Annotated in this window: 15 protein-coding genes and 1 tRNA gene; 12 read left to right on the top strand and 4 right to left on the bottom strand. The window is 61.8% G+C overall.

What is annotated here, in order from left to right; translation table 11 throughout:
* From FVD38_RS19060 to rpoC, 10 genes are all read left to right on the top strand, one after another.
* Positions 1–182 (top strand): EF-Tu C-terminal domain-related protein (locus tag FVD38_RS19060; RefSeq protein WP_502572595.1); only part of this gene is annotated, 182 nt, incomplete at its 5' end.
* 117 nt (positions 183–299) lie between these two features.
* Positions 300–375 (top strand) — tRNA-Trp (locus tag FVD38_RS19055).
* Positions 376–411: 36 nt separating this feature from the next.
* Positions 412–798, top strand: a complete 387-nt coding sequence (gene secE, locus FVD38_RS19050) for a preprotein translocase subunit SecE (RefSeq protein ID WP_005663637.1) — start codon at positions 412–414, stop codon at positions 796–798.
* 1 nt (position 799) lies between these two features.
* On the top strand, positions 800–1,432 hold the full coding sequence (nusG, locus tag FVD38_RS19045; RefSeq protein ID WP_147936280.1) for a transcription termination/antitermination protein NusG: 633 nt from the start codon (positions 800–802) through the stop codon (positions 1,430–1,432).
* Positions 1,433–1,621: 189 nt separating this feature from the next.
* Entirely contained in the window at positions 1,622–2,053 is a 432-nt protein-coding gene (gene rplK, locus FVD38_RS19040) for a 50S ribosomal protein L11 (protein WP_123070147.1), read from the top strand.
* Positions 2,053–2,754, top strand: coding sequence for a 50S ribosomal protein L1 (gene rplA / locus FVD38_RS19035; protein ID WP_123070148.1), 702 nt, complete (start codon positions 2,053–2,055; stop codon positions 2,752–2,754). The genes rplK and rplA overlap by 1 nt, the downstream gene beginning before the upstream one ends.
* Before the next feature lie 312 nt (positions 2,755–3,066).
* Complete coding sequence (gene rplJ / locus FVD38_RS19030) at positions 3,067–3,600, top strand: 50S ribosomal protein L10 (RefSeq protein WP_147936279.1); 534 nt, start codon at positions 3,067–3,069, stop codon at positions 3,598–3,600.
* A 65-nt stretch (positions 3,601–3,665) separates the two neighbouring features.
* Complete coding sequence (gene rplL / locus FVD38_RS19025) at positions 3,666–4,040, top strand: 50S ribosomal protein L7/L12 (RefSeq protein ID WP_123070150.1); 375 nt, start codon at positions 3,666–3,668, stop codon at positions 4,038–4,040.
* 296 nt (positions 4,041–4,336) lie between these two features.
* Positions 4,337–8,443, top strand: coding sequence for a DNA-directed RNA polymerase subunit beta (rpoB, locus tag FVD38_RS19020; protein WP_147936278.1), 4,107 nt, complete (start codon positions 4,337–4,339; stop codon positions 8,441–8,443).
* A 227-nt stretch (positions 8,444–8,670) separates the two neighbouring features.
* Positions 8,671–12,918, top strand: a complete 4,248-nt coding sequence (gene rpoC / locus FVD38_RS19015) for a DNA-directed RNA polymerase subunit beta' (protein ID WP_147936277.1) — start codon at positions 8,671–8,673, stop codon at positions 12,916–12,918.
* Between the two features lie 66 nt (positions 12,919–12,984).
* Here the strand turns inward: rpoC and FVD38_RS19010 are convergent, their stop codons facing one another.
* Positions 12,985–13,920: a class I SAM-dependent methyltransferase gene (locus tag FVD38_RS19010; RefSeq protein WP_147936276.1), complete on the bottom strand. Its 936-nt coding sequence runs from the start codon at positions 13,918–13,920 to the stop codon at positions 12,985–12,987.
* A gap of 172 nt (positions 13,921–14,092) precedes the next feature.
* Between FVD38_RS19010 and FVD38_RS19005 the strand changes: the two genes are divergently transcribed.
* On the top strand, positions 14,093–14,809 hold the full coding sequence (locus FVD38_RS19005) for a phytanoyl-CoA dioxygenase family protein (RefSeq protein ID WP_147936275.1): 717 nt from the start codon (positions 14,093–14,095) through the stop codon (positions 14,807–14,809).
* A gap of 60 nt (positions 14,810–14,869) precedes the next feature.
* Positions 14,870–15,391 carry a superoxide dismutase family protein gene (sodC, locus tag FVD38_RS19000; RefSeq protein ID WP_222706950.1) on the top strand — a complete coding sequence of 174 codons (522 nt, stop codon included), beginning with the start codon at positions 14,870–14,872 and terminating at the stop codon, positions 15,389–15,391.
* 51 nt (positions 15,392–15,442) lie between these two features.
* Here sodC and FVD38_RS18995 read toward each other — a convergent pair whose 3' ends face one another.
* From FVD38_RS18995 to FVD38_RS18985, 3 genes are all read right to left on the bottom strand, one after another.
* A complete protein-coding gene (locus FVD38_RS18995; RefSeq protein WP_229493830.1) occupies positions 15,443–16,207 on the bottom strand; it encodes an alpha/beta fold hydrolase in 765 nt (254 codons plus the stop codon).
* 253 nt (positions 16,208–16,460) lie between these two features.
* On the bottom strand, positions 16,461–18,086 hold the full coding sequence (locus FVD38_RS18990; protein ID WP_147936273.1) for a M28 family peptidase: 1,626 nt from the start codon (positions 18,084–18,086) through the stop codon (positions 16,461–16,463).
* A gap of 71 nt (positions 18,087–18,157) precedes the next feature.
* Positions 18,158–20,401, bottom strand: a complete 2,244-nt coding sequence (locus FVD38_RS18985) for a M28 family peptidase (protein WP_147936272.1) — start codon at positions 20,399–20,401, stop codon at positions 18,158–18,160.
* Positions 20,402–20,416 lie beyond the last annotated feature (15 nt).

Below are 20,416 nucleotides of genomic sequence, written 5' to 3'. Positions count from 1 at the left end.
CGACTGACGTGACCGGTTCGATCGAACTGCCAGCAGACAAAGAAATGGTCATGCCAGGCGATAACGTCTCGATCACCGTCAAGCTGATCGCTCCGATCGCGATGGAAGAAGGTCTGCGCTTCGCAATCCGCGAAGGTGGCCGTACCGTCGGCGCCGGCGTGGTTGCCAAGATCCTGGCCTAATCAGCCAAGGTAGAGGGAGGCGGGCAGGGTTGCAAAACCGGCCTGTTTCCCTCGAACAGCATTGCCAGTGAGCGCGCGCTTGCTGTATAATGCTGGATTCAGCAGTAAAGTCTTCGTAGGGGTGTAGCTCAATTGGCAGAGCGTCGGTCTCCAAAACCGAAGGTCGCGGGTTCGATTCCCTCCGCCCCTGCCACCGAATTCTGGTGCGCAGCACCGAAAGTAAAGAAGAATGTCTAATCAATCCGTGCAAACTGTCAGCACCTCGAATGACAAGTTCAAGGTCGCGCTGGCGGTGGTTGCAGCGATTGCAGGCGTCGTCGGGTTCTTTTACCTGACTGGCCAGAACAAACCAGCCTTGGTCGCCGCAGGCGCCCTCGTGGCTGGTTTAGTTTTTGCTGTCCTGCTTTTGTGGACTTCCACCACTGGCCGCGATTTCCTGAGCTTTGCCAAGGAGTCGGTGCGCGAGACCAAGAAGGTTGTCTGGCCTACCCGCCGCGAAGCCATGCAGATCACCGGCATCGTGTTCGCCTTCGTGGTCGTGATGGCGATTTTCCTGTGGGGCACGGATAAGCTTCTCGAGCTCCTGTTGTACGACTTTGTCCTGGGTTGGAAATAACATGAGCGATAACGTGCAAGAAAATGCACCAGTGCCGGGCGATGTCCCGGCCTCTGACGCTGGTGAACAGCCGGCTGCCGCTCCAGTGAGCGTCCCGGTCAGCAACAAGCGCTGGTACGTCGTCCATGTCTATTCGGGCATGGAAAAGAGCGTGATGCGCGCATTGACCGAGCGTGTCGAACGCGCGGGCATGCAAGAACAGTTCGGCCAGATCCTGGTGCCGACCGAGGAAGTCGTCGAGATGCGCAACGGCACCAAAGCCGTTTCCGAGCGCCGCTTCTTCCCGGGTTACGTGCTGGTTGAGATGGAAATGACCGACGAAACCTGGCACCTGGTGAAGAACACCAGCAAGGTCACCGGTTTCATCGGCGGCAAATCGAACAAGCCGACCCCGATCCCAGCACGCGAGATCGACAAGATCATGCAGCAAGTGCAAGAGGGCGTCGAAAAACCTCGTCCGAAAGTGCTGTACGAAGTGGGCGAGCAGGTCCGGATCAAAGAGGGCCCGTTCACCGACTTCAACGGCAACGTCGAGGAAGTGAACTACGAAAAATCGAAGGTGCGTGTCTCAGTCACCATCTTCGGCCGCGCAACTCCGGTGGAACTGGAGTTCGGGCAGGTAGAGAAAGTATGACCTTTGTGGGAAAGAGTTTAGCGAAGCCGCGCATCGCGCGGCGCAGCGATACTCTGTCCCCAACACTTCAAAGGCAAACGCCGTAATCGGAGCGTCGCAGCAGCTAGGCGGAATCCGGTAAGAGGAGCCCCGCCGAGACGAGTAGTCGCGGTGGGGCGCTACTACTCAAGTCAAAGATAGGAGCCTTTCATGGCAAAGAAAATCATTGGCTTTATCAAGCTGCAAGTTCCAGCTGGTAAAGCAAACCCATCCCCACCGATCGGTCCAGCACTGGGTCAGCGCGGTCTGAACATCATGGAATTCTGCAAGGCGTTCAACGCCCAGACCCAGGGTGTCGAGCCAGGTATGCCAATCCCGGTCGTGATCACCGCGTTCGCCGACAAGTCCTTCACCTTCGTGATGAAGACCCCACCGGCAACCTACCTGATCAAGAAAGCCGCTGGCATCACCAAGGGTTCGCCAAAGCCGCACACCGACAAGGTTGCGTCGCTGACCCGCGCCCAGGCTGAAGAAATCGCAAAAACCAAGCAGCCGGACCTGACCGCCGCCGACATGGACGCAGCAGTGCGTATCATCGCTGGCTCGGCACGTTCGATGGGCATCACGGTGGAGGGTCTGTAATGGCTAAGCTGTCCAAGCGCATTAAAGCAATCAAAGCAAAAGTTGACCGTAACAAGGTCTACGAGTTCGACAACGCTGTGTCGATCGTCAAGGAATTCGCCACTGCCAAGTTCAACGAGTCGATCGACGTCGCCGTTCAACTGGGCGTGGACCCGAAGAAGTCGGACCAAGTGGTTCGCGGTTCGGTCGTGCTGCCAGCTGGCACCGGCAAGACCGTGCGCGTCGCTGTGTTCGCTTCGGGCGACAAGGCTGAAGCTGCTAAAGCAGCCGGCGCCGATGTGGTCGGTATGGAAGACCTGGCAGAGCGCGTGAAGGCCGGCGACATGCCGTTCGACATCGTCATCGCTTCGCCAGACACCATGCGTATCGTCGGTACCCTGGGCCAGATCCTGGGCCCACGTGGCCTGATGCCTAACCCGAAAGTCGGCACCGTGACCCCAGACGTCGCTACCGCCGTCAAGAACGCCAAAGCCGGTCAGGTCCAGTACCGTACCGACAAGTCGGGCATCATCCACGCGACCATCGGCCGCAAGTCGTTCAGCGACGCAGATCTGAAGAGCAACCTGGTTGCCCTGATCGACGCCCTGAACAAGGCCAAGCCAGCGACCTCGAAAGGCGTGTACCTGCGCAAGGTCGCCCTGTCGTCGACGATGGGTGCCGGCGTTCGCGTCGACCACGCTTCGATCTCGGCTGCTGCCTAAGCGATAACGGCGCTTGCGCCGTTGTCGTCCCCGCGAAGGCGGGGATCCAAGTTTAAGTCGTCACAATTGTGACGCGCATCTTTGGGCTGTCGGAGCTGAACACCGCTCCGGCAGGCAATCAAAGACCGTTGGGCCGAAAGCAGAGGTTGAGCTGACGGTTAATAGACCACCCAACGCAGATGGTGTACCCGAACAAGTTTTGTAGTCCAGCTGTGTGAGTTTATCCGCCCAGTTTTAAGACTTCTTAACTTCGGACGCCGTGTGTTCGAACCGATAAGGACATCTCGTCCCTATCATTTAAGGAGATTGACCGTGGGTCTTAATCTGAATGACAAAAAGGTCGTCGTCGAAGAAGTTTCCGCAAAAGTAGCAACTGCGCAAACCATCGTCGTGGCTGAGTACCGTGGCATCCAGGTTAGTCACTTGACCAAGCTCCGTGCAACCGCACGTGCCCAGGGCGTGTACCTGCGTGTTCTGAAGAACACGCTGGCTCGCCGCTCTGTCGAAGGCACGCAGTTTGCCCCGCTGGCTGATGCCATGACCGGTCCGCTGATCTACTCGATCTCGGACGACGCCGTTGCTGCCGCTAAAGTCCTCGCCGACTTCGCGAAAACCAACGACAAGCTGGTCCTGAAAGCCGGTAACTACGCAGGTAAGCAGCTCGACGTAGCTGGTGTTACCGCGTTGGCAAGCATCCCATCCCGTGAAGTCCTCATCTCGCAGCTGTTGGGCGTCATGCTGGCTCCGGTGTCGGGCTTTGCACGTGGTCTGGCTGCACTGGCAGCGAAAAAAGGCGAAGGTTCTTCCGAGGCAGCTCCGGCAGCCGAAGAAACCGCTGCTGCTTAATTTAAGCACAGCCTTTTTTCTCAAGTACTAACTGAACTACACACAAATCAAAACTGGAGTTTCAAATGGCAATTAGCAAAGACGATATCCTGAACGCAGTGAGCGAAATGTCCGTCATGGACCTGAACGAACTGGTCAAGGCATTCGAAGAGAAGTTCGGCGTGTCGGCAGCTGCAATGGCAGCTCCTGCAGCCGGTGGCGCAGCCGCTGGTGCAGCAGTTGAAGAGCAGACCGAATTCAACGTCGTCCTGACCGAAGTCGGCGCGAACAAAGTCGGCGTCATCAAAGCCGTCCGTGAAATCACCGGTCTGGGCCTGAAAGAAGCCAAAGACGTGGTCGATGGCGCACCGAAGACCGTGAAAGAAGCCCTGCCGAAAGCTGACGCTGAAGCCGCTAAGAAGAAGCTGGAAGAAGCTGGCGCCAAGGCCGAGCTGAAGTAATACATATGCACCGGGCACTTGATACAAGTGCCCAGCGCGGGAGTCAAAGCTTGCAAAACCTTCTGGAAGGAAGGAATTGCTGCTTTGGCTCTTTTGTCGTCCCTGCGGCAAACGTCAGAATCTAGTGGCGACAGGGAACAGGCAGTACCGTTTCAGCAGCATCGTATCACAGCAGTTTGCTTGTCCTTTTCATCTGGCGCGAAAGAGTAAGAGGCTTCAGGACTTGTGTGTGGTAGTGGCGTTCGCCACTGGCAAATCCTGAATTCTTCATCCTTTCTGTCACTCACGGAGTGTCCATGCACTACTCATTTACTGAGAAGAAGCGTATTCGCAAGTCGTTCGCGAAACGCGCCAACGTTCACAACGTTCCTTACCTGCTGGCTACCCAGCTGGAATCCTACGAGAACTTCCTGCAGGCTGATGCAGCCCCGTCGGGACGCAAGGCCGAAGGCCTGCAATCGGCCTTCTCTTCGATTTTCCCTATCGTGTCGCACAATGGTTTTGCGCGCCTCGAGTTCCTGTCGTATGTGCTGGGCGACCCTGCGTTTGACGTGAAAGAGTGCCAGCAACGTGGCCTGACCTTCGCGTCGCCGCTGCGCGCCAAGGTGCGTCTGGTGATCCTGGACAAGGAATCGCCGACCAAGCCGGTCGTCAAGGAAATGAAGGAACAAGAAGTCTATATGGGCGAGCTGCCGCTGATGACCACGAACGGTTCGTTCGTGATCAACGGCACCGAGCGCGTCATCGTGTCGCAGCTGCACCGTTCGCCTGGTGTGTTCTTCGAACACGACCGCGGCAAGACCCACTCGTCGGGCAAGCTGCTGTTCTCGGCACGTATCATTCCTTACCGCGGCTCGTGGCTGGACTTCGAGTTCGACCCGAAAGACATCCTGTTCTTCCGCGTCGACCGTCGCCGCAAGATGCCGGTAACGATCCTGCTGAAGGCCATCGGCATGACGCCGGAGCAGATCCTGGCGAACTTCTTCGTCTTCGACAACTTCACCCTGCGCAACGATGGCGGCGAACTCGAGTTCGTCTCCGAACGCCTGCGCGGCGAAGTCGCGCGCTTCGACATCGTCGACAAGTCGGGCAAGACCATCGTCACCAAGGACAAGCGTATCAACGCCAAGCACGTCCGTGACATCGAAGCTGCCGGCATCAAGTCGATCTCGGTGCCAGAAGACTACCTGCTGGGCCGCGTGCTGGCCAAGAACATCGTCGACCAGGACACCGGTGAGATCATCGCCGTGGCCAACGACGAGCTGACCGAAGAACTGCTGGGCAAGCTGCGCGACGCCAGCGTGACCGACATCCAGACGCTGTACACCAACGATCTGGACCAGGGCGGCTACATCTCGCAAACCCTGCGCACCGACGACACCGCCGACCAGACCGCCGCACGCGTGGCGATCTATCGCATGATGCGTCCTGGCGAACCGCCAACCGAAGAATCGGTCGAAGCCCTGTTCAACGGCCTGTTCTACATGCCGGAACGCTACGACCTGTCGGCTGTCGGCCGCATGAAGTTCAACCGCCGCATTGGCCGCGATGAACTGACCGGCGACATGACCATGTCGAACGAAGACATCCTGGCCGTGATCAAGATCCTGGTCGAGCTGCGCAATGGCCGCGGCGAAGTCGACGATATCGATCACCTGGGTAACCGTCGCGTGCGTTGCGTCGGCGAACTGGCTGAGAACCAGTTCCGTGCCGGCCTGGTGCGCGTCGAGCGCGCCGTCAAGGAACGCCTCGGCCAGGCCGAAGCGGACAACCTGATGCCGCACGACCTGATCAACAGCAAGCCGATCTCGGCCGCGATCCGTGAATTCTTCGGTTCGTCGCAGCTGTCGCAGTTCATGGACCAGACCAATCCGCTGTCGGAAGTCACCCACAAGCGCCGCGTCTCGGCACTGGGACCTGGCGGTCTGACCCGCGAACGTGCAGGCTTCGAGGTGCGCGACGTGCACCCGACCCACTACGGCCGCGTGTGCCCGATCGAAACGCCTGAAGGCCCGAACATCGGCCTGATCAACTCGCTGGCACTGTACGCCCGCCTGAACGAATACGGCTTCCTGGAAACCCCGTACCGCAAGGTCGACGATTCCAAGGTCACCGACAAGATCGAATACCTGTCGGCGATCGAAGAAGGCCGCTACATCATCGCCCAGGCGAATGCGGCGATCAGCGACGCAGGCCAACTGGTCGACGAACTGGTCTCGGCGCGTGAAGCCGGCGAAACGATCCTGGTCTCGCCAGAGCGCATCCAGTACATGGACGTCGCCCCAGGCCAGATCGTGTCGGTCGCAGCATCGCTGATTCCATTCCTGGAACACGATGACGCGAACCGTGCACTGATGGGCGCCAACATGCAGCGTCAGGCCGTGCCTTGCCTGCGTCCTGAAAAGGCCGTGGTCGGCACCGGTATCGAGCGCACCGTTGCGGTCGACTCGGGCACCACCGTGCAGGCACTGCGTGGCGGTGTGGTCGACTACATCGATGCAGGTCGTGTCGTGATTCGCGTCAACGATGAAGAAGCGACGGCTGGTGAAGTCGGCGTCGACATCTACAACCTGATCAAGTACACCCGTTCGAACCAGAACACCAACATCAACCAGCGTCCGATCGTGCAGGTTGGCGACCGTGTTGCCCGTGGCGACGTGATTGCCGACGGTGCATCGACCGACCTGGGCGAGCTGGCACTGGGCCAGAACATGCTGGTGGCGTTCATGCCGTGGAACGGCCTGAACTTCGAGGATTCGATCCTGATCTCGGAAAACGTCGTCAAGGACGACCGTTACACCTCGATCCACATCGAAGAGCTGTCGGTTGTCGCTCGCGACACCAAGCTGGGCGCGGAAGAAATCACCCGCGACATCTCGAACCTGGCAGAAAACCAGCTGGCGCGCCTGGATGAATCGGGCATCGTCTACATCGGCGCCGAAGTGCAAGCCGGCGACGTGCTGGTCGGTAAAGTCACGCCAAAAGGCGAGACCCAGCTGACTCCAGAAGAGAAGCTGCTGCGCGCGATCTTCGGCGAAAAAGCGTCGGACGTGAAAGATACCTCGCTGCGCGTGCCTTCGGGCATGGTCGGCACCGTGATCGACGTCCAGGTGTTCACCCGCGAAGGCATCCAGCGCGACAAGCGCGCCCAGCAGATCATCGACGATGAACTCAAGCGCTATCGCCTGGACCTGAACGACCAGATGCGTATTGTCGAGGGCGATGCCTTCGAGCGTCTGGAGCGTATGCTGATCGGCAAGATCGTCAACGGCGGTCCGAAGAAGCTGGCCAAGGGCGCGGCGATCACTGCGGACTACTTGGCAGACCTGGACAAGTTCCACTGGTTCGACATCCGTCCGGCCGAAGACGACACCGCGAACGCCCTCGAAGCGATCAAGGAATCGATCAACGAGAAGCGTCACCAGTTCGACCTGGCCTTCGAAGAGAAGCGCAAGAAGCTGACGCAAGGCGACGAGCTGCAGCCTGGCGTGCAAAAGATGGTCAAGGTCTACCTGGCCGTCAAGCGCCGCCTGCAGTCGGGCGACAAGATGGCGGGCCGCCACGGTAACAAGGGTGTGGTCTCGCGTATCGTGCCAGTGGAAGACATGCCGTTCATGGCGGACGGTCGTCCAGCCGACGTCGTGCTGAACCCGCTGGGCGTTCCGTCGCGTATGAACGTCGGTCAGATCCTGGAAACCCACCTCGGTTGGGCAGCCAAGGGTCTGGGCTGGCGCATCGGCGAAATGCTGCAGGCGCAAGCGAAGGCGGCAGATCTGCGTCCGTTCCTGGCCAAGATCTACAACGAAACCGGCCGCAAGGAAGACCTGGACAGCTTCAGCGATGAAGAAATCCTGACCCTGTCGGCGAACCTCAAGAACGGCGTGCCGTTCGCGACCCCGGTGTTCGACGGCGCCCACGAGGAAGACATCCGCCGCATGCTGGACCTGGCCTTCCCTGACGACATCGCTGCCCACCTGGGCATGACGCCGTCGAAGAACCAGGTCACCATGTTCGACGGCCGCACCGGCGAAGCGTTCGAGCGCAAGGTCACCGTCGGCTTCATGCACATGCTGAAGCTGCATCACCTGGTCGACGACAAGATGCACGCGCGTTCGACCGGTCCGTACTCGCTGGTGACGCAGCAGCCGCTGGGCGGTAAAGCCCAGTTCGGTGGCCAGCGCTTCGGTGAGATGGAGGTGTGGGCACTGGAAGCATACGGCGCATCGTACGTGCTGCAGGAAATGCTGACTGTGAAGTCGGATGACGTGAACGGCCGTACCAAGGTGTACGAGAACCTGGTCAAGGGCGACCACGTGATCGACGCCGGCATGCCGGAATCGTTCAACGTGCTGGTCAAGGAAATCCGTTCGCTGGGTATCGACATCGATCTCGAGCGCAACTAAGCAGGGCCAGCATGGCCGCCAGCCTTCGGGCCCGGCCTGCTGCCCTTGAATTGTCGTTCCCGCGCAGGCGGGAACCTAAGCCCGGTGGTTTGCCGGCAAACTTGGATTCCCGCCTGCGCGGGAATGACCGTTTTAAGGGTTAGCGGACCGCGCAAGCACCGGCGAAAATCGGTGAGAAGCGGCGGCAGTAGTACTTAGTACAGAATCAATCACCTTTGGAGTGATACATGAAAGCACTGCTCGATCTATTCAAGCAAGTTCAGCAAAACGAAAGTTTCGACGCCATCAAGATTGGCCTGGCGTCGCCTGAAAAAATCCGTTCGTGGTCGTTCGGCGAAGTCAAGAAGCCGGAAACCATCAACTATCGTACGTTCAAGCCTGAGCGTGACGGCCTGTTCTGCGCCAAGATCTTTGGCCCGATCAAGGACTACGAATGCCTGTGCGGCAAGTACAAGCGCCTGAAGCACCGCGGTGTGATCTGCGAGAAGTGCGGCGTCGAAGTCACCCTGGCCAAGGTGCGCCGCGAGCGCATGGGCCACATCGAACTGGCTTCGCCAGTTGCGCACATCTGGTTCCTGAAATCGCTGCCGTCGCGTCTGGGCATGGTCCTGGACATGACCCTGCGGGACATCGAACGCGTGCTGTACTTCGAAGCATACGTCGTCACCGATCCTGGCATGACCCCGCTCAAGAAGAGCCAGATCATGTCGGAAGACGACTACGCCGCCAAGTACGAAGAGTACGGCGACGACTTCACCGCCTTCATGGGCGCCGAAGGTATCCGTGAACTGCTGCGCTCGATCGACATCCACCGCGATGCCGAAGCCCTGCGCGTGGAGCTCAAGGAATCGAAATCCGAAGCCAAGATCAAGAAATACGCCAAGCGCCTGAAAGTGCTCGAGGCATTCCAGCGTTCGGGCATCAAGCCTGAGTGGATGATCATGGAAGTTCTGCCGGTCCTGCCGCCAGAGCTGCGTCCGCTCGTCCCTCTGGACGGTGGCCGTTTCGCGACCTCCGACCTGAACGACCTGTATCGCCGCGTCATCAACCGTAATAACCGCCTGAAGCGCCTGATGGAACTGCGCGCACCAGAGATCATTACGCGTAACGAAAAGCGCATGCTGCAAGAAGCGGTCGATTCGCTGCTGGACAACGGCCGTCGCGGTAAAGCGATGACCGGCGCCAACAAGCGTCCGCTGAAGTCGCTGGCCGAAATGATCAAGGGTAAAGGCGGTCGTTTCCGTCAGAACTTGCTGGGTAAGCGCGTCGACTACTCGGGCCGTTCGGTCATCGTGGTGGGTCCACAGCTGAAACTGCACCAGTGCGGTCTGCCGAAGCTGATGGCCCTGGAACTGTTCAAGCCGTTCATCTTCAACAAGCTGGAACTGATGGGTCTCGCGACCACCATCAAGGCTGCGAAGAAGCTGGTCGAAGTGCAAGAGCCAGTGGTCTGGGACATCCTGGAAGAAGTCATCAAAGAACACCCGATCATGCTGAACCGTGCGCCTACGCTGCACCGTCTCGGTATCCAGGCGTTCGAGCCAGTCCTGATCGAAGGTAAAGCCATCCAGCTGCACCCACTCGTTTGCGCGGCGTTCAACGCCGACTTCGACGGTGACCAGATGGCAGTCCACGTCCCGCTGTCGATCGAAGCGCAGATGGAAGCGCGTACGCTGATGCTGGCGTCGAACAACATCCTGTTCCCATCGAACGGCGAACCGTCGATCGTGCCGTCCCAGGATATCGTGCTGGGTCTGTACTACGCGTCGCGCGAGGCGATCAACGCCAAGGGCGAAGGCATGATGTTCCCGGACGTGTCGGAAGTCATCCGCGCGTACGACAACAAGGAAGTCGAACTGGCGACCCGCATCACCGTGCGTATCGTGGAATTCCCACGCAACGCCGAAGGCGGCTTCGACCAGACCCTGACCCGCTACGAGACCACGGTCGGCCGTGCGATCCTGTCCGAGATCCTGCCGAAAGGCCTGCCATTCTCGGTGCTGAATCGTTCGCTGAAGAAGAAGGAAATCTCGAAGCTGATCAACACGTCGTTCCGCAAGTGCGGCCTGCGTGCGACCGTCGTCTTCGCCGACAAGCTGATGCAGTCGGGCTTCCGCCTGGCAACGCGCGCCGGTATTTCGATCGCTGTCGACGACATGCTGATCCCGGACGTCAAGAAGGGCATGATCGCGACCGCCGAAGCCGAAGTGAAACAGATCGAGCAGCAGTACAGCTCGGGTCTGGTCACCGCCGGCGAGCGTTACAACAAGGTCGTCGACATCTGGGGCAAGACCTCGGATGAAGTCGGCAAGGCGATGATGGACCAGCTGAAAATCGAGCCGGTCATCAAGCGCGACGGCACCGAAGGCACCCAGGAATCGTTCAACGCGATTTACATGATGGCCGACTCGGGCGCCCGTGGTTCGGCAGCCCAGATTCGCCAGCTGGCGGGTATGCGTGGTCTGATGGCGAAACCGGACGGTTCCATTATCGAAACGCCGATTACCGCGAACTTCCGCGAAGGCCTGAACGTTCTGCAGTACTTCATCTCGACCCACGGCGCTCGTAAAGGTCTGGCGGATACGGCACTGAAGACCGCGAACTCGGGTTACCTGACCCGTCGTCTGGTGGACGTGACGCAAGATCTGGTGGTGATCGAAGACGATTGCGGCACCAACAACGGCACGCACATGAAGGCGCTGGTCGAAGGTGGTGAAGTCATCGAAGCCCTGCGCGACCGTATCCTCGGCCGTGTGACCGGCACCGATGTCGTCAATCCTGAAACCCAGGAAACCCTGTACGAAGCCGGCACGCTGCTGGACGAAGACATGGTCGAAGAGATCGAACGCGTCGGCATCGACGAAGTCAAGGTCCGCACCCCGCTGAACTGCGACACGCGCTTCGGCCTGTGCGCCAAGTGCTACGGTCGCGACCTGGGCCGCGGTAGCCTGGTCAACAGCGGCGAAGCAGTCGGTGTGGTCGCTGCACAGTCGATCGGTGAGCCGGGTACCCAGCTGACCATGCGTACCTTCCACATCGGTGGTGCGGCATCGCGTGCAGCAGTGGCATCGTCGGTCGAAGCCAAGTCGAACGGTACGGTCCGCTTCACCGCGACCATGCGTTACGTCACCAACGGTAAAGGCGCGCAAATCGTCATTACCCGTTCGGGCGAAGTGCTGATCACCGACGACCACGGCCGTGAGCGCGAGCGTCACAAGGTGCCGTACGGCGCGACCCTGCTGGTCAAGGACGGCCAGACCGTTAAGGCTGGTATCGCCCTGGCAACCTGGGATCCGCTGACCCGTCCGATCATCACCGAGTACGCTGGTACCATCCGCTTCGAGAACGTCGAAGAAGGTGTCACCGTTGCTCGCCAGGTCGATGAAGTGACCGGTCTGTCGACCCTGGTCGCGATCGATCCGAAGCGTCGTGGTTCGGCCAGCAAAGTTGTGCGTCCGCAGGTCAAGCTGCTGAACGAAGAAGGCCAGGAAGTGAAGATCGCCGGCACCGAACACGCCGTGACGATCGGTTTCCAGGTCGGCGCGCTGATCATGGTCAAGGACGGTCAGCAAGCAACCGTTGGTGAAGTGCTGGCACGTATCCCGACCGAATCGCAGAAGACTCGCGACATTACCGGTGGTCTGCCGCGCGTTGCCGAACTGTTCGAAGCACGTTCGCCGAAAGACGCGGGCATGCTGGCTGAAGTGACCGGTACCGTGGCGTTCGGTAAAGAGACCAAGGGCAAGCAACGCCTTGAGATCACCGACATGGACGGCAACAAGCACGAGTTCCTGATCACCAAGGACAAGCAAGTGCTGGTCCACGACGGTCAAGTCGTGAACAAGGGCGAGATGATCGTGGACGGCCCGGCCGATCCGCAAGACATCCTGCGCCTGCTGGGTATCGAAGCGCTGGCCCGTTACATCGTGGACGAAGTGCAGGACGTGTACCGTCTGCAAGGCGTGAAGATCAACGACAAGCACATCGAGGTGATCGTTCGCCAGATGCTGCGTCGTGTTCAGATCACCGAAGCAGGCGACACCGACTACATCGTCGGCGAGCAGGTGGAACGTTCGGAACTGCTGGACGCGAACGACCGCGTGAACGCAGTCGGCAAGCTGCCGGCACAGTACGAAAACGTGCTGCTGGGTATTACCAAGGCATCGCTGTCGACCGATTCGTTCATCTCGGCCGCATCGTTCCAGGAAACCACCCGCGTGCTGACCGAAGCGGCGATCATGGGCAAGCGCGACGGTCTGCGCGGCCTGAAAGAGAACGTCATCGTCGGCCGCCTGATCCCTGGCGGTACCGGTCTGGCATTCCACCGCGCCCGCAAAGAGAAGGAAGTGTGGGAAGCGGAAGAGCGTCAGGCACTGCTGCAGCAAGAGAAGGCCAATATGGCTGCCGAGCTGCAAGCGATGGAAGACCAGCAGACTGCACAGGCTTCGGCTGAGCAGCATAACGACGGCGAGTGATCGCGTAAGTTGTTAGTGAAGACGGCACCCTGAGGGGTGCCGTTTTTTTTGTCTGTATCAATAACTTCAGGACGCAATAAGCATCACGGTATGCCCGACTTCCAGTCCTGGGCTCATCTTCAGCGCGGCTCGCCTGAGATATTCACGCAGCGCCGGGATCCGAACGATTCGGCCCAGTAGCCGGTAATGTGTGCTGTTGTCGATCAGACGGGGACGGTAGACGCCGAACCGTGCCAGTGCGTGATAGGCCAGCGTCGTCGCATGCCATTCCTTGTGGAAGTCGGCAACGGGTTCGTGCCAGATGTCGGCTTTGCGCAAGCCTTCGCTATGAGCCAGATTAGTCAGGGCGCGATCGGTCCAGCGCGTGACGTGATGCGGCGGCATATTGAGCGGCGAATTCGGCGCGATGGCCAGGAAGCTGTCCTGGGCCGGGACGACCATCATCAAGGTGCCGCCCGGTTTGAGCGCCTCAACGCAGGCGTGGAAGAACTGTTTGGGATGCTCGACGTGTTCAAGCACCTGGAACGAACACACCACATCGTAGCGCCGGTCTTCAGCGACATGGTCCTCAACCGGCTGCTTGCTGACGTCCAGCCCGGCTGCGCGTGCCTTCTGCACTGCTTCATCATTGAACTCGAGACCGGTGTACCTGACCGACTCCGGCAGCCAGGCCCGGAATGCTCCCTTTCCGCAGCCGACTTCCAGCAGCGAGCAGTCTTCGCGCACCAGTTTGGCCGCATGGGCATATTCCGGTTTGTCGTCCTGGTAGTACCATTCCTGTGTTTGCAATTGCTCGTAGAACGGGCCGTCACCTGCGCAGACCGGGGCGAAGAAGCCGAGTTCGCAATGTTTGCAGCGGCATAGGGTGAGGCTGCTGTTGGGGAGATAGGTGCTGACGTCGATGCCTTTCTGACGATAGCTGCGGATCAGGTCGGCTCGATCTACTGACTCGACCGCTTCGGTATCATCCGCTTGGCATGCTGGGCAAGTGCGCTCAGGCATAGCGTCCTTTCAGGGCAGCAGGGCGTGGCGATGCGTCAGCGTAGCAAGTGGTGAGTGTTCAAATTTGCCGATCCTCAAACGTGCGATCTTCAGACGCAGGATCCTGCGCAGTCGGTAGAATCTGACGCTTCGTTCGCCGCTCGTCCCCTTCATCACTTACTGGAAACAGAACATGCTTCTCGAACGATTCAATCTAGAAGGCTTCGCCCGTATTCCAGGTATTCTTGCTGCGGACGACTGCGGCGCGATCGCAGAAAAGATAGCGTTGCTCGACCCCGAATCTGCGGGCACCCGATGCCTGCTGGCAGACGAGTGGTGCCGTGACCTTGCACGCCGTCTGCATGGGCATCCCGCCATTGCCGAAGTCGTTCCAACAAACTTCGCCGCGGTCCAATGCACCTATTTCGAAAAATCGGTCGACAGAAACTGGCTGGTTCCGTTTCACCAGGATCTCAGCATTCCCGTTGCTACCCGCATCGAGCACAGCGAATTGCGCGGCTGGTCGGAGAAGGAAGGCGAGCTGTTCGTGCAGCCGCCGGCCGGGCTTCTGGCGCAACTGGTGGCAATCCGCATTCATTTGGACCCATGCAGGGAAACTGATGGCCCTTTGCAATGCATTCCGGGAACACATCTTTATGGAAGGATGAGCACCGATGAGATCGCTCACTATCGTGAGAACGGGTCGCCAGTCAGCTGTGCAATGGCGCGTGGCGACGTGCTTCTCATGAGGCCGCTTGTCTTGCATTCGTCGTCGAAGGCGGATGGTCACAGTCGCCGAAGAGTCTTGCACTTCGTATTCGGCCCAAGTGAACTACCGTGTGGCCTGTCATGGCCAAGCCGCAATCTCTCTGGCAAAGGATGCAAGTCAGCAGGACGCCCGTACGCATGAGAATGATCTACACTAGGTTGGCTTTTTACTATCCCTGTAGATTTCTCGAAGGAGTAAACAATGAAAATGCGATGGATGAGCGCCGTCCTGCTGAGCGCCGTATGCGCTACCGCCAGTGCCGCCGACAATACCGTGACCCTCAAACTGGCCACCGACAAAGGCGATGGCGCCAGCGTGGGCACCGTGACGCTCAGCGAAACCAAGTTCGGCGTCGTGCTCACGCCCGACCTCAAGGACCTGCCTCCGGGCCTGCACGGCTTCCACATCCACGCCAACGGCAGCTGCGCGCCGAACCAGGCTGACGGCAAGACCGTCCCGGCCGGCGCGGCGGGCGGCCACCTCGACCCGGCCAAGACGGGCAAGCACGGCACCCCATGGGGCGATGGTCACCTGGGCGACCTGCCGGCGCTGACCGTCGACGCCAAGGGCGTCGCCACCAACCCGGTCCTGGCCCCGCGCCTGAAGATGTCGGACATCAAGGGCAAGGCCCTGATGGTCCACGTCGGCGGCGACAATCACTCCGATCACCCGGCGCCGCTGGGTGGCGGAGGCGGCCGCATGGCCTGCGGCGTGATCCAGTAAGCTTCGACTCGCACTGAAAGCGGATGGCAGCGCATGGCGCGCCGTCCGCGATCAATCCACGCGCAACTGCCCGCGCAACCACACCAGGCTCGACGCGGCATAGTTCATCACCGAGATATGTCCATCGTCCGGCCGCTGCCACAGCTCGGCCCAACGGCAGTGACGCGCCAGCCATTCGCTGTGCGACGCCGGCACCACGCGATCCTGCATCCCATGCACGAACAGCGCCGGACAGGCGATGCGCGTGCAATCGAATCCCCACGGCGTCATATAGGCGATATCGTCGTCGATCGAGCCGTCAGGCCCCTTGGCCACCGCCGGTCCCACCACGCTGTCGAACCATGACCACGGCCCCGCCAGCGCGTCCCAGTCTTCAAGCGTAAACATCTCCCGGTCGAATACGAGCCCGAGCGCCTCATGATATGCCTTGGCCGCGCGCCCCTGCGCCGCCGCACGCAGCGCCGCTGCCCCGTATGCGCCCATGCCTTTGAACCAGTCGAGTCCCTGGGCGTCGGGCGGCGCCAGGCCGGCGATGCTGACCGCGCCCACCACCCGTTCGGGCAGCAGGGCGGCGCAAGCCAGCGCGTGCGGCCCGCCACCTGAATGCCCCATCACCGCGAAGCGCCGGATGCCCAGCCGATCGGCGATGCGCTCGACGTCGAAGGCCGCCGAGGCAACGTCCCGCCCGCTGCGTTCCGATGAGCCGCCATAGGCTGGGCGGTTGTAGCCGATCCAGCGGATGCCCAGCTCCGCGGCGAGGGCGAACAGCGGCTCGGGCGGGCGGCCGATGTTCGGCGTGCCGTGGTGCCAAAACACGGCCAGCTCCTGTTCGCCGGGTGGCGCCAGGTCGTAGAAGTGCAGCGTGCGCCCGTCGCCGAGCACCAGGTCTTCTTCGCGCATCGTTCGCCTCTCTCGTCAGTGGATCGGAAAATCGTTGGCCCAAACGCGTCGTTCCCGCGGAGGCGGGAACCTAAGTGTGCCAGCGTTATCGTAACGCGAACAACTTGGGTTCCCGCCTGCGCGGGAACGACGTGCTGGTGCTAACTAACTTGAAGCTTGGCGGGTGCGATTACTTCGCCGCGCGCGCCTTGCCGAACGGATCACCTTCCTTCCACGCCGGCATCTTCGGCGCGTCGGCCACTGCGCGGCCCAGGTTCAGCGTGTACTGCGCCTGCTGCACCATGCCCGACAGATCCCAGCTCGGATCGTATTCGTCCGACGCCTGATGGTACTTGTCGCGGTAGGTCGCGGCCTTAGCGTTGTTGGCTTCGACGTCCTTCACCCAGCTGCGGCCCGCGCCCACCGAGAAGGCCGGCACGCCGGCCTTGGCGAAGCTGAAGTGGTCGCTGCGGAAGTAGCCGCCGGCCAGGTCAGGCTTGGCTGGAGCGACGGTCAAACCCATCGCCTGGGCGGTGGTGGCGGCCATTGCACCGAGTTCGGTGCGCTCGCTGCCCGGCACGCTGACGTCCTTCACCAGGCCCACCCAGTTCAGGCTGTCCAGGTTCAGGTTGGCGGCGGTCTTCGCGATTGGCCACAGCGGCTTGGCGACGTAGGCGGCGCTGCCCAGCAGGCCTTGTTCTTCGGCGGCCACCCACAGGAACATCTGGCTGCGCTTGGCCGGGTTCTTGACGGCTTGCTCGGCCATTGCCAGCAGCGCGCCGGTGCCCGAGGCGTTGTCGACCGCGCCGTTGAAGATGGTGTCGCCCTCGGTGCCTTGCTTGCCCATGTGGTCCCAGTGGGCGCTGTAGATCACCACTTCGTCCTTGAGTTTCGGATCGGTGCCCGGCACCACGCCGGCCACGTTGAACTCTTCCAGCTTGCGTACTTCCGCGCGCGCCGTGCCCTTCAGGCGGGCCTTCAGGGTCACCGGCTTGAAGTTCTTGTCTTCGGCGGCGGCGCGCAGTTTATCGAGGTCCTGGCCGGCGGCGGCGAACACCTTGCGTGCGGTGGCGTCGGTCATCCAGCCCTGCAGGCCGGTGCCCACTTTGCCTTCGGTGAGCTGGAAGCGCTCGGCGTTGGCCCAGCTGTTCTGCACCACGCTCCAGCCGTACGAGGCCGATTTGTCGGTGTGGATCAGGATGGCGCCGGCCGCGCCCTGGCGCGCCGCTTCCTCAAACTTGTAGGTCCAGCGGCCGTAGTAGGTGAGGCCTTCGCCGTTGAAGCGGTTCGGTTCCGCTGCGGTCGGCAGTGGGTCATTCACCATCATCACCAGCACCTTGCCCTTCAGGTTCATGCCCTTGAAGTCGTTCCAGCCGCCTTCTTCCGGCGCTACGGTGCCGTAGCCGACGAAGACCAGGTCGGCGTCCAGCTTGTGGTCGGCCTTGCCGTCGCCCGGGCCCCAGACCCAGTCAGCGCCGAACTGCAGCGGCAGCGCCTTGCCGCCGGCGGTGATCGCGATGTCGCTCTTGGCCGGCAGCGAACGCACGCCGGCGATCTTGACCGCCTGGCGGAAGCTGTCGCCGTTGGCTGGCTTGAGGCCGGCGGCCTTCGCCTGCGCCTCGAGGTAGGCGACGGTCAGTTCGCCGCCGCGCTGGCCGGTGCCGCGGCCTTCCATGGCGTCTGCGGACAGGTGGGCCAGGTGCGCGCGCAGCGGCGCTTCCTGGACGGTTTGCGCGTTCTGGGCATGGGCCGGGTAGGCCAGTGCCAGGCTGCCGGCGATGGCGGTAAAGACGAGGGAAGAGACGATCTTGTACATAAAATCCTGCGACTTGAGTTGATCGGGAAGGGCACGTTCGTGGCGTGCGCGGAACATTCTATGACAAGTCCTCAATAAAATCGCAGGATATCGGTCGACATCGTCATTCCCGATTGCTCCCGTAAATACGGTGCGCCTTCGTCGCGCGAGGGTAGAAGATGCTGCGGTACGCCGGGCATGCGCTCCTGCACGGTGATCGCGAAAATCTCGTCGGGCGCGGTCTCGATCTCGAAGCGCAGCACCCGGTCTTCCATCCCGTACAGCGACAGCAACCACGGGGCCTCCTTCGACGTGAGCGGCATGCCGTCGAGCCGCGAGCGCAGCGCCTTGGCGCCCGACATGCGCAGCTCGATGTGCGGCGCGCGGTTTTTTGAACGCACAGTGAACGTGGCGCTCCGCACCTTGCCGACGGTGTTGAGCAGGGCGAAGCATTCGGGGAAGGCGACCGCATCGTCGCGGGGCGCCTCGGCATACCACTGGCGCGGGCTGTTCCAGCCGAAGACTTCGACGAAGATGGTCGGCTGCCGGCCGGGGAACAGCTCGCGGCGCCAGTCGTCGAGAGGCTGCTCCGGCAGCAGCCAGTACGCACGCCAGGTGTTCGCGTCCTTGTAATAGACCAGGCGTTCGAGGCCATCGGATGCGGACAGCGGCGCGGCGCGTGGCGCCGCCTGTCCCGGCAGGGCGAAGCAGCTAGCGGCCAGCAGCGCGAGCACGGCGGCGACGGCCGGCGCGAGGGACAGCACCAGCAACAGGCTGGCGAAGCACAGCATCGGCAACGCCATCAGCATCGGCGGCAGGTACATGTGGTGCGGCGCGAGCAGCAGCCAGGTATCGCGCAGCGCCGGCGGAAACAGCGCGACGGCCGGCGCCAGCCCGGCCACCAGCATCAGCAGTCGCAAAGCGAAAGCCTGGCGCTTGCCCCAGCGCGACTGCAGGGCGAGGAAGGCGGCCAGCGCCGCTGCTAGCGGCCAGGCCAGCACATAGGCGGCGCCGGGCAAAAAGAAGACGACCAGCAGCAGCGTCAGCGCAGGCCAGGCCAGCGCGCCGAGCACCATCGCGGCGGCGCCGACGCTGCGACGGAACAGATACAGCCCGGCGACGAAGACGCAGGCTGCGACGATCACCACCACCAGCGGCAAGCGGTGCTCGCCCGCGAGGCCGGCGGCGGCAATCTCTTCGCGCCAGGTCCAGCTGCCGACGCGCACCACGAGCAGCAGGAAGCAGACGCCGAACACGCCTTGCGCCGCCTCGGTCGCGCCATCCGCACCGAACAGGCGGCGCCAGGCGAAGCCCAGCATCAGGCAGGACAGGATCGTGGGTACCCAGGTGAGCCAGGCCGGGTGCTGCACCAGGCCCACGATGGGCAGCGAAAAATAGGCGGTGGCCGTCTGCGCTCCGCGCTTGAGCGGCGTGTCGCCGTAGGCCTGCGCCAGGCGCAGCATCGCGTCGCCCAGCTGCCGCGGATCGTTCTCGCCGCCGGCGAACAGCAGCACCGGCGTATCGAGCGCCGCCAGCGGACCGACGTGCGGCGCGTCGTTGAGCATGCGCGCCAGGGTCGTCTCGAGCGAGGAGCCGCGCAGCTCCGGCGCGGCGCGCATCCAGCCGGCCAGTGCGGCGCCGCCCGCGCCGCTGGTTTCAAGCATGCGCAGGCCTGCATCGCCGGCAGGATCGAACTTGAGCGCCAGGCCGACGTTGGCGGCCAGCGGATGCTGTTCGACGAAGCCCTTGGCGCCGAGCGCGCCGACGTGGTGGCCGTCGGCGAACAGCAGCACGACGTCGTTGGCGGGCGGCGCGGCGCGCAGCGAGCGCGCCGTTTCGAGCAGGGCTGCCATGGTGGCGGCGCCACGCGCAGTATCGCGCACAGCGTTGCCGCTGTCGTAATGCGCCGTGAGCAGCAGCGCCGGGCGGCGGCCCGCATCTGGCGCGCTGCCGGGAATCCTGGCGACGACGTTATGGACGACGCCGACCGTGTTGTGGATGGCGCCAAAATAGTAGACGACCGACTTGCGCACCGTGGCGCGCTGCACCGCCGGCGCCAGGCCCATCGCCCGCAGTTCCGACATCAGGTAGGCGCGCGCCTGGGCATTGCCTTCGGTCGCAATCGAACGGGGGCTGGCCGCCAGCACCCGTATGTGCTCCTGGACGCGGGCGTTCCAGCTCCCGGCCGCGATTTCTGCCTTCGGCTCGGGCGGCGCCGGTCGCGTCAACGCCATCCAGCCCAGGATGACCAGGACTGCCAGTCCCAGGCCACCGGCAAGGGCCTGCATGAACCCGGTGACACGTATCGCCGGTATCGGTGCGCTTGCTGCATCCATGTGTTCTCTCTCCAT

This window comes from Massilia arenae, from assembly GCF_008014745.1.
Taxonomy (GTDB): Bacteria; Pseudomonadota; Gammaproteobacteria; order Burkholderiales; family Burkholderiaceae_D; genus Telluria; species Telluria arenae.
The sequence above is the reverse complement of the archived record's forward strand: the minus strand, read 5'-3'. Positions and strand labels throughout refer to the sequence as shown.